Genomic DNA, 4351 nt, shown 5'->3' with positions numbered 1-4351 from the left:
AAGTAGGTACAGATAATATTTTTACGCTTGCTATCCGGAAAAACGGTGTGCCACAGAAATTTTTAATGGTGGATGAAAAACGTTTTGAGTTTTTCAAAGAATACTATAGCGGTTTCTCCCACCAGATTTCGCTAACGCACAAACAGGTACGACCATTTGAACCGCTTCCCACTGCTGCGTTTTATCCGAAAGCACCCAACGGGCGCGATCCGCTGACCAGCACGGAAGTAGAAGTAAAACTCCGTTATGCTTTCCATGAACAGTTCCTGGAAGGAAATTATTACCGGATCAGTCTTGGCAGTAAATACCCTATTGCTGAACTGAAATTAGCAGCAGGCATACCCGGTGTTGCTAACAGCGGACAAAAATATCAGCGTGTTACACTCAGTGTGTCTGACTATGTAAAGCTGCCGCCTTTCGGTTCTTTCTACTATAATGTTTTTGGCGGTAAAATTTTTGGTACCGTGCCTTATACTTCACTCGAAGTACATCCGGGTAACGAAATTTACTACTACAACAAATATGCATTCAACATGATGAACCGCTTCGAGTTCATCAGTGATCAATATGCCGGGTTTAATGTGGAACATACCATTGGCAATGGCATTTTTGGTTATATCCCGCTGATTAAAAAGCTGAAATGGCGGCAATTCTGGACCGCCAAAGGGGTGATAGGCTCGTTGTCTGAATCCAACAAACAGCTGAACCTTAACAATGGTTTCGCATTCAAAACCCTGCAGGGCGATCCCTACCTTGAGTTGGGTACCGGGATAGAAAATATCTTTAAATTCCTGCGGGTAGATTTTATATGGAGAGTAACGCCGGATGTAACACCGGGTGAACCTGCCAACAAACGTTTTGGTGTATTCGGTAGTTTCAAATTACAGTTTTAACGGGTTGTTCATGAAAGATGTAACACATACGCCCTTATTTGAAAGCATCCTGCAGGGTGAAATAGATGGTAATTATTATGATCTGCATAATGACTATCAATGCATAAAAATAAAACTGGACCCGGCAGAAAAGCTGCTACAGTTAAGGTTTACAAACGACGACTTTAAAATCATTGCAGAATTTCACCAGGCAACTATTACCAGTTTTTCCTTTCATCCCGAAAGAACAGCAGACAGCAGTACGCTTGATCAGTTTTACCGGGGAAGATTTAAATACAACAACAATCTTCACGAAATAACAGCACAGGGAAAATACTACTATTATCTGTCTTTCCTTGGCAATGACACTATAGAACTATTCTCCAAAAGGGTTACACTTACTTTCAGCAGGTTAAATTCATGATTCAGTAGTAAGTAGTCCTTACTATATATTATCTGCCGCTTCGCAGATAATGCTGCAGGCCCCTTTAATTTCTTCGGGCGTAATGATCAATGGAGGTACAATGCGCATACATTCGGCGGCAAAAAGGAACCAGTCGGTAAGCACTCCTTTATCGATGCAATAATCAATTACTTTTTTATTTACGGCAAAGCTTTCAAATTCTACTGCCATCATTAAACCCAGTGAGCGTACCGATTTTATGGCAGGGTGTTTCAGGTGTTCCAGGAACAGTTGTCCTTTTGTATGCACTGTTGGTAAGAGATCCTGGTCCAGCAGTGCCTGGAAGCCGGCGCGACCTGCCGCACAGTTAACCGGGTGGCCACCAAAAGTGGTGATATGACCTAGTACGGGGTTGTTGGTCAGCGTCCACATAATATCGCGGGAGGCAATAAAGGCGCCTAAAGGCATTCCTCCGCCGAGCGCTTTACCCAGCAGTAAAACATCGGGCACAATCCCGAACTGTTCGAAAGCCCATAGCGTACCATTTCTCCCAAAACCGCACTGGATTTCATCCAGTATCAGCAGTGCTCCTGTAGCGGAACATTTTGCCCGCAATGCGTGTAGCCATTCCCGTTGCGGTACTATAACGCCGCCTTCCGCCTGCACACTTTCTGCTATCACTGCTGCGGTCTTTTCCGTAATAAGCTCCAGTGACGCAAAGTTGTTATACTCCAGGTGTTGTATTCCCGGCAACAGGGGCCGGTAGGCATTGCGCCAGTATTCATCTCCGAGGATGCTCAGGGCGCCCTGCGTAGAACCATGATAACTACGGTTAAAGGCCGCTATTTCATGGCGCCCGGTATACCGCTTGGCCAGTTTCATGGCGCCTTCCACGGCTTCCGCCCCGGAATTGGTAAAATATACACAGTTTAACTGTTCGGGCAAATGCGCCGTAAGCAGGCTGGCAAAGGCCACCTGGGGCGACTGCACAAATTCTCCATATACCAGCAGGTGCATATATTGCTGCGCCTGGTCCTGGATAGCCTTTACAACAGCGGGATGGCAATGCCCCACGTTACATACACTGATACCGGCAATGAGATCGAGATACCGCTTTCCGTTCACATCCCACATATACATGCCTTCTGCTTTCACTATTTCCAATGCCAGAGGGGCATCGGAGGTTTGCGCTACATGCTGCAAAAAAAGTTGCCTGTTATTCATATCACTAACTACGCTATTCTTTGCGAAGTTAGAAAACAACTGCTAATTAGTAATTGTTATATTTGTAGCATAAGCACTAAAACATTTAATTATGGCGCACATTATTCCACTGAACGGAGTTACTCCTCAAATTCCTGAAGACTGTTACGTGGCCCCTAATGCTACCATAGTAGGGGATGTAGTAATGGGTAAAGGTTGTACAGTATGGTTCAATGCTGTTGTTCGCGGCGATGTAAACAGTATCCGCCTCGGCGAAAACGTGAACGTACAGGATGGTGCGGTAATTCACTGCACTTACCAGAAAACCAAAACTATAGTAGGCAATAATGTGTCTATAGGCCATAATGCCATTCTCCATGGCTGCACTATTGAAGACAATGTACTGGTAGGAATGGGCGCTATTGTGATGGACAATGCCCGCGTAAGCAGTAACAGTATTATTGCTGCGGGCGCCGTAGTACTGAGCGATACACATGTAGAACCCGGTACCATTTACGCCGGTGTGCCTGCCCGTAAGGTGAAAGATATTGATATGGCCCTTATCAGCGGAGAAATTAACCGTATCTCCAAAAACTACAACATGTACGCATCCTGGTACCAGCAGGCAGAGGAAGTAAAGGAGCCATAACAGTCATGTTATAGAAAATTATTATATTGCAGGCAAATACCCTCCTATGAAAATATTACTATGCCTGCTGATATTGGGGAGCATCCTGTTTTCCAGCTGTTCATCGCAAAAAACAGGATGCCCCGCTTCCAACTACTACACGAAAGATATAAAGCAACATAACCGTAAGGCAGGCAAACAAATGCGCCTGTTTTAAACCTATCCTATGCGTAAGGTGATCCTATTGGCCCTGTTGGCAATGCTCGTTTTTGCCGGCTGCAGAACACAAAAAAAAGGCTGTCCGCAACCCAGGCGTAACTGGGGCGCTGAAAAAGTACTGGACGAATTAAGTAAACCGGGAAAAGGCTGATCAGTATTGTTCCTCTTCAATTGTTTCCAAGATGGTAGCATAGCTCACATACCTGTCTGCATCAATAATCCCTTCCTCTACAGCTGCTTTCACGGCGCAGCCGGGTTCATTAATGTGCAAACAGTTATTAAACTGGCATTGAGAAATATAGGGTTGCATTTCAAGGAAATAATGGGAGAGTTCCGGCTTTGAAATGTCTACGATACCAAATTCCCTGACACCGGGGGTATCTATCAAACAACCTCCGAAAGGCAGGTCGTACATTTCAGCAGAGGTAGTGGTATGCAATCCTTTGCCGCTCCAACCGCTCACAGCTTTGGTTCTGAGCTCCAGGCCGGGCATGAGTACATTGATCAGGGACGACTTGCCCACCCCGGAATGTCCTGCCATTAAAGTGACCTTATCTTTCAGTAATGCTCTTACGTCATCCACTCCGTTGCCATTAACGGCAGAGATCAATAATACCTGGTAGCCAATATCGGTGTAGAGCTCCGCCAGCTCTTCAAATTTTTCGTTTTCCTTTTCCCTGTAAATATCCTGCTTGTTGAAAACCAGTATTACGGGAATATGATAGGCTGCAGCGGTAACCAGGAAACGGTCAATAAAGCCCTGCGAGGTACGAGGTTCCTTTACTGTACACACCAGCATCGCCTGGTCCATATTGGCGGCTACTATATGTTTTTTGTTTTTACCGTGAGGAGAACTGCGCACTATATAATTCTTCCGGGCGCCTATTTCCGTGATCATGGCATTTTTGGCGCTGGCATCGCTATCATCTTCCACAATTTCCACTATATCCCCTACAGCGATAGGATTGGTAGAAGTGATATCCTCATTCTTTTTGAAAATACCTTTCATCCTCGCCTGGAATATTT

7 protein-coding genes are annotated in these 4351 nt (G+C 45.2%); 5 read left to right on the top strand and 2 right to left on the bottom strand.

The genetic code is table 11. The features are described 5' to 3' along the window. Together VN105_RS28440 and VN105_RS28435 are read left to right on the top strand one after the other, a co-directional pair. A partial coding sequence (locus VN105_RS28440; protein WP_325646653.1) for a DUF5686 family protein occupies nucleotides 1-893 on the top strand: 893 nt, incomplete at its 5' end. A 10-nt stretch (nucleotides 894-903) separates the two neighbouring features. After that, nucleotides 904-1296 (top strand): hypothetical protein, encoded by a 393-nt coding sequence (locus VN105_RS28435; protein WP_325646651.1) that lies wholly within the window; start codon nucleotides 904-906, stop codon nucleotides 1294-1296. Between the two features lie 21 nt (nucleotides 1297-1317). On the opposite strand, the gene VN105_RS28430 is transcribed toward VN105_RS28435, so the two are convergent. Next, nucleotides 1318-2499, bottom strand: a complete 1182-nt coding sequence (locus tag VN105_RS28430) for an aspartate aminotransferase family protein (RefSeq protein ID WP_325646649.1) — start codon at nucleotides 2497-2499, stop codon at nucleotides 1318-1320. A gap of 91 nt (nucleotides 2500-2590) precedes the next feature. Here VN105_RS28430 and VN105_RS28425 point away from each other — a divergent pair, with 91 nt between their 5' ends. The 3 genes from VN105_RS28425 to VN105_RS28415 are packed head-to-tail and all read left to right on the top strand — an operon-like array spanning nucleotide 2591 to nucleotide 3476. After that, nucleotides 2591-3127, top strand: coding sequence for a gamma carbonic anhydrase family protein (locus tag VN105_RS28425; protein WP_325646648.1), 537 nt, complete (start codon nucleotides 2591-2593; stop codon nucleotides 3125-3127). Between the two features lie 46 nt (nucleotides 3128-3173). Continuing rightward, nucleotides 3174-3323, top strand: coding sequence for a hypothetical protein (locus VN105_RS28420; RefSeq protein WP_325646647.1), 150 nt, complete (start codon nucleotides 3174-3176; stop codon nucleotides 3321-3323). 9 nt (nucleotides 3324-3332) lie between these two features. Further along, on the top strand, nucleotides 3333-3476 hold the full coding sequence (locus tag VN105_RS28415) for a hypothetical protein (protein WP_325646646.1): 144 nt from the start codon (nucleotides 3333-3335) through the stop codon (nucleotides 3474-3476). On the opposite strand, the gene rsgA is transcribed toward VN105_RS28415, so the two are convergent. Further along, a partial coding sequence (gene rsgA, locus VN105_RS28410) for a ribosome small subunit-dependent GTPase A (RefSeq protein WP_325646645.1) occupies nucleotides 3477-4351 on the bottom strand: 875 nt, incomplete at its 5' end.

It is taken from the genome of Chitinophaga sp. (genome assembly GCF_035564935.1).
Classification (GTDB): Bacteria; Bacteroidota; Bacteroidia; order Chitinophagales; family Chitinophagaceae; genus Chitinophaga.
This window is presented reverse-complemented; position numbering and strand designations above follow the sequence as displayed.

What these genes read in the sequence shown, in the direction of transcription:
- VN105_RS28415 (WP_325646646.1), top strand. Translation starts at nt 3,333, where the DNA reads ATGCGTAAGGTGATCCTATTGGCCCTGTTGGCAATGCTCGTTTTTGCC.
- VN105_RS28425 (WP_325646648.1), top strand. Translation starts at nt 2,591, where the DNA reads ATGGCGCACATTATTCCACTGAACGGAGTTACTCCTCAAATTCCTGAA.
- VN105_RS28420 (WP_325646647.1), top strand. Translation starts at nt 3,174, where the DNA reads ATGAAAATATTACTATGCCTGCTGATATTGGGGAGCATCCTGTTTTCC.
- VN105_RS28435 (WP_325646651.1), top strand. Translation starts at nt 904, where the DNA reads ATGAAAGATGTAACACATACGCCCTTATTTGAAAGCATCCTGCAGGGT.
- VN105_RS28430 (WP_325646649.1), bottom strand. Translation starts at nt 2,499, where the DNA reads ATGAATAACAGGCAACTTTTTTTGCAGCATGTAGCGCAAACCTCCGAT.